The organism is Syntrophomonas palmitatica JCM 14374, from assembly GCF_001311885.1.
In the GTDB taxonomy this organism is placed as follows: Bacteria; Bacillota; Syntrophomonadia; order Syntrophomonadales; family Syntrophomonadaceae; genus Syntrophomonas_A; species Syntrophomonas_A palmitatica.
Window position 1 is genome coordinate 1 of the sequence record NZ_BBCE01000038.1, and the last position, 4,528, is coordinate 4,528.

6 protein-coding genes and 1 pseudogene are annotated in these 4,528 nt (G+C 44.4%); 2 read left to right on the top strand and 5 right to left on the bottom strand.

Annotated features, from left to right (window positions below; translation table 11 throughout):
- Positions 1–474 precede the first annotated feature (474 nt).
- The 3 genes from JCM14374_RS12675 to JCM14374_RS12685 all read right to left on the bottom strand — a co-directional run bounded on the left by JCM14374_RS12675 (position 475) and on the right by JCM14374_RS12685 (position 2,136).
- Entirely contained in the window at positions 475–678 is a 204-nt protein-coding gene (locus tag JCM14374_RS12675; RefSeq protein ID WP_054698118.1) for a transposase, read from the bottom strand.
- Positions 679–714: 36 nt separating this feature from the next.
- On the bottom strand, positions 715–1,239 hold the full coding sequence (locus tag JCM14374_RS12680; RefSeq protein WP_054698121.1) for a hypothetical protein: 525 nt from the start codon (positions 1,237–1,239) through the stop codon (positions 715–717).
- A gap of 69 nt (positions 1,240–1,308) precedes the next feature.
- The gene (locus tag JCM14374_RS12685; protein WP_054698124.1) at positions 1,309–2,136 is read right to left on the bottom strand and encodes a hypothetical protein; all 828 of its coding nucleotides are present in this window, start codon (positions 2,134–2,136) and stop codon (positions 1,309–1,311) included.
- 46 nt (positions 2,137–2,182) lie between these two features.
- Between JCM14374_RS12685 and JCM14374_RS12690 the strand changes: the two genes are divergently transcribed.
- Both JCM14374_RS12690 and istB read left to right on the top strand, forming a co-directional pair.
- Positions 2,183–2,881, top strand: a complete 699-nt coding sequence (locus JCM14374_RS12690) for a Mu transposase domain-containing protein (protein WP_054698128.1) — start codon at positions 2,183–2,185, stop codon at positions 2,879–2,881.
- A gap of 70 nt (positions 2,882–2,951) precedes the next feature.
- Positions 2,952–3,701 carry an IS21-like element helper ATPase IstB gene (gene istB / locus JCM14374_RS12695; RefSeq protein WP_054698131.1) on the top strand — a complete coding sequence of 250 codons (750 nt, stop codon included), beginning with the start codon at positions 2,952–2,954 and terminating at the stop codon, positions 3,699–3,701.
- Between the two features lie 66 nt (positions 3,702–3,767).
- Here istB and JCM14374_RS12700 read toward each other — a convergent pair whose 3' ends face one another.
- Together JCM14374_RS12700 and JCM14374_RS13835 are read right to left on the bottom strand one after the other, a co-directional pair.
- Positions 3,768–4,259 carry a Mu transposase domain-containing protein gene (locus JCM14374_RS12700; RefSeq protein WP_157049124.1) on the bottom strand — a complete coding sequence of 164 codons (492 nt, stop codon included), beginning with the start codon at positions 4,257–4,259 and terminating at the stop codon, positions 3,768–3,770.
- Positions 4,186–4,528, bottom strand: a pseudogene (locus tag JCM14374_RS13835) (hypothetical protein); the annotation flags it as partial. The pseudogene JCM14374_RS13835 and the gene JCM14374_RS12700, both read right to left, overlap by 74 nt.

The window sequence follows — 4,528 nt, forward strand, 5'->3', positions numbered from 1 at the left end:
TTAATACCAGGCTATCCGTTAGGGCCATAGCTAATTTGCTGGGGATTAATCGAGGGATCGTACAGAAAACGAATGATAGCAGATGACTGTAAAGACCAAAAAAGGTGTCAAGAGAACCGTCCCCTTTGACACCCCCCTGACACCCTTTTTTCCAGTTTACCGCTGTATTTTTATTTTGCCATAGACAATTGTATCAAAGATTATGTTATTAAATGTCTAATGACCCAAAGATTGATACAATTTAACGATTCCTCAGTCTTGGGATACCTTTCGTTATAAGGTTTGGGAATCGTTAAAATGTGTACCCAAGTCAAATTCTGATGCGTCTTTTGGAGGAGTACCAGATCATGGGGCCACAACTCTATTATTATTAAATAAAATAATATCAGGTTCAGTTCCTTTTTTCCATTCTTCCCTGTGCTTGTAACCATTCATCAGCTTGGCGATTAAGTTCTTTGCGGAGTTCGCCAGAATTTACTTTTGAATCAGACGGGCCCAGTTTCTACGAAAGGCCTTTTTTGAAATATCAGATTCAACCAGTGCCGGCATCTCTACATCAGTCTCAATTTTTTGGCGCATCCCCCGCGATTTATTGGAATAGTATCCATAATATCTGACTAACTGTTCTCCCTTATTGGGAATATGGGTAACAAGTCTTGCCAACCAGTCAAGGGCCATAAAGGATTCCCGAAAGCTGCTATTCTTGCCTCACCTTCATTTTTTATCGGTTGTGGAGAATTTCAGGCTTTTAAGAATCTCAACAATAACCTCGTGATACTTTTTATTAACTACTTTTGTGGTTTGAATATGTGCACAGTATCTTTCATTGATCACAAAATGCTGGTCGGATCGACCGTCAAGCGTTCTCGAATACAGCACGCCCTTCACGCCATCGTCGGTGACAAGTTCGGATTTGATCATACCGTTGTCGGGTATTCCCAGTTCGGAGACGGAACCGTATACATAAATGAAGTCGTCCTTATTGCCGTCTATATAGATATATATACCGTGTAGCGGATCGGAAAGGCTGTTATCGTCCACCTTGGATGGCCATTTGCCAGGATAAGAAACTTGAAAATGATAGCGATTATCCTGGTAAGTTTTATCCAGGACAATCTTCTCCTGTCGGGAATCCAAAGCGCGGCTATTGACTGGCTCGCTCCCGGGGGGCAGGCTACATCCAGCCAACAGTATGGCAAGAAACAAACAACCGTTGATTGCTATGCGTCTGCAATTCATGCAATGCCCTCCTACCTAATCGATATGGAAGAGCATCAACATCGATGTTCTTCCATATCGATATCTATTCTATGGGAAAACGGGATCGTATTTGGGTTCATTCGATTGCTTCACTTGAACTGCAATCGTGTCGGTAAAATTCTCATACTGTACAGTTATCGTTGCCGTGCCTTCGCTAAACGCATCGATTCTTCCTTCGCAGGCCATCGCAACAGCCGGATTATCAGAAGACCATTCTGCCATATCGGAAATGTCCTGGGTGCTGCCATCGCTCATCCGGGCACTCAATGCAACCGTATCCATACCGGCCGTATCATTAATGAGAACCTGCTTTTTCGAAAGACTGACTTTCATAACCTTGGCATTGTCCACGATAACGTCCGAGGTGGCTTTGACGCCCTTAAAGCTGGCCGTAATAGTTGCCCGGCCGGGATTCATCGTTGAGATGCGGCCGCCAAAAACGCTTGCGTTGTCCGGGTTATTTGATGACCAAACCATGTCCTTATCCTCGGTAACATCATACTGCCTGCCGGATGACGTTGTGGCAATCGCCATCAAGGAGAATCGATTCCGCGCTTTTTGATGCTGCATCATATGTTTCAGTTCATTACCGCCCGAAACCAAATTAAGTTTGACGATTGAGCCCTTGCACACGGAGATGGCAACACTATTCTTCAATCCTTGATAATCCGCGGTAATGTTCACCGTTCCTTCGGATTTCGGAATGATTGCACCGTTCGCCATTACTTCGGCTACCTGCGTATTATCGGAGTGCCAACTGACGGTAGCCGGGTCAAGAACATCCAACGACCCGTCGGGGAAAAACAATTTTACTCCGGCATCCGACTCGATGCAATTTAGCTCGGGTACATATTCAAGAACATTACTTTCAAGCACGATTTCAATTCTTTTGTCATTTTTACCTGCCGGGCTGGTATTGGTGATGTCCGCGGCAACAACCGGAGCAGCCTGGTTAACAGCGGTTGCGTCGCTGCCCGCAGAAGGATTCACCGGCAATGCTAAAGTACACGGGATAACAAAGAAAGTACCGGCCGAAGTCTTTGAGCAAGAAAGACTATTTCTAAAACCGGTACCCTCAAACAGGAAATCTATTGAAAACATTTTAACAAGAGAGGTTCATAAGAACAACACCATATTTTACAAGGGTAATCGGTATTCCCTACCTCTGGGGACTTACTGCCCGGGCCGGAAAGTAAGCCTGGATATTGAGGGAGATATTCTTAAAATAACGGACGATTTCGGCGGATATATCATAGCTGAACATAAAATCTCAAAGAACAAGGGGGAATTGGTACAAAACAACAACCATAAACGTGACACCTCGGAGAAGCTGGACAGTATTCAGAGCAGCCTGCTTAAGGCTATGGGAGAAAGTGAAGATGCTCATACCTTCCTTACTCAGATTCGGCGGTTAAAAGTTCGCTATGCCCGGGATCAATTCAGCCTCATTGAAAAGGTATTGAAGATACATGCCGATGTAGTTGTTGATAAAGCCCTAAGTTACTGTATATACCACAGTTTGTTCAGTGCTGTAGAATTCAGAAATGCAGCCGAATATTTTGAAGGTTGTCTTGAAAAAGAACTGGAAGATGCGAGTCATCATCCGAAGTTGCCATATTAGTACCAAGCATAACCACAACCAAAAGGCAGCTTTCCGAGTATGAGCTGGTTGTGAAGGGGGGTGATTTTTAATGACCCTCCTAAAAGAAGTCCAGGATCAACTTACAGCATTACTGCTCACCAATGCTGCCCGCAGCTTAGAAACAGTTCTTGAAAAAGCGCAGGCACAAGAATGGACAATACTCAAGACTTTAAATATACTGCTGGGGGAAGAGAGAAACGCCCGAACCGACAAGGCCAGAGAAAGAAGACTAAAACAGGCTAGCTTCCCGTATCTGGCAACGATAGAAGAGTTTGACTTCGGGTTCCAGACCAGCGTATCCAAGAAACAGATGGACCAGCTTTTAGAGCTTACCTGGCTGGAAAGTGCCTTTAATATTATGTTCTTAGGGCCTCCCAGTGTAGGGAAAACACATTTGGCTGTATCACTGGGTATTGCTGCCGTTAACACTGGCTACTCAGTGTTATTTATCCATATGGATCAGCTGATTCATGCGCTAAAAACTCAGGAAATATCACCGAAGAGTAAACACAGACTGAAAAGGTTATATCAAGCTGATCTGGTCATCATTGATGAAGTTGGATTTCAGCCTGTGAACCGCAACGAAGCCAACCTGTTGTTTGGAGTGATTAATCAGCTTTACCAACAGACCTCTATCATACTAACTTCCAACAAGGGTTTGGTTGAGTGGGGAGAATTTATGGGGGACCCGGTAATAACCGCTGCTATGCTAGACAGGCTCATGCATAAATGTGAGATATTCAATATGGACGGAGACAGTTACCGGCTTTCTCACCGGGAAACAATACTCAAAAATTAACACGATAATTTCCAGAAATAATGGTGGCCAAGTGCTGCATTTTAAATGGCCGAAAATGATGTATTTTTATTGACCGTTCACAATTAGATCAGGGGAATAATCCAGCAATACCTTCAGGCTGCTCTTTTTGCCATCATGATCACAGCTTGCCAGGTAGTCCTGCCAGGGATCAGGCAGCTCCCGGTAAAACCCGGTATATTTTAAAGCGTTGGGACGCTTGGCCAGGGTAGTTAGATAGGGGTACCAGTTCATGGCTTCTAGGTTTTTGCCATACAGCCTTCTATGTTTGACGATGCTCTGGTAGTCTTCGTTAAGGATTTCTACCATATGAGCACCTGCTTTAATCCAGACTTCCTTTCCTGCCACTGCTGGAGAGGCAGAGTAGGTATTGGTTTCAAATTTAACCTTTCCAATTTTATTGGCTTTGGCTTTCTGCCATTTTGCCACTTCAAAAGGGTTTTCCGGCAAAGGAAGCATACCGGCTTTATCTTCTTCCAACAACCGGGCTATGAGCAGATTCTTCTTGTAGTGAACCCGCTCGTGGTCCTTTTCTGCCACGGCAAAAAGTCTTCGGTTGTATTCTTCCAGGCTCGGGTACGAAAAAGTTCCGGCGGCTGTATCCTACCTTGTTTTCAACATTACCCTTCTCATGACCGCTGTCCGGGTTGCAGAACCTGGCTTCAAATCCATAATGAATACTGAAACGCTGGAATCTGTCCGTTAGTGTCCTGTCTTGACCATCAATACCGGCTACTGCTGCTGAAAGGTTATCAAACCAGATGACTTTGGGAACCTTTTTCATATGTTCAAATATGTCTATCATCCCA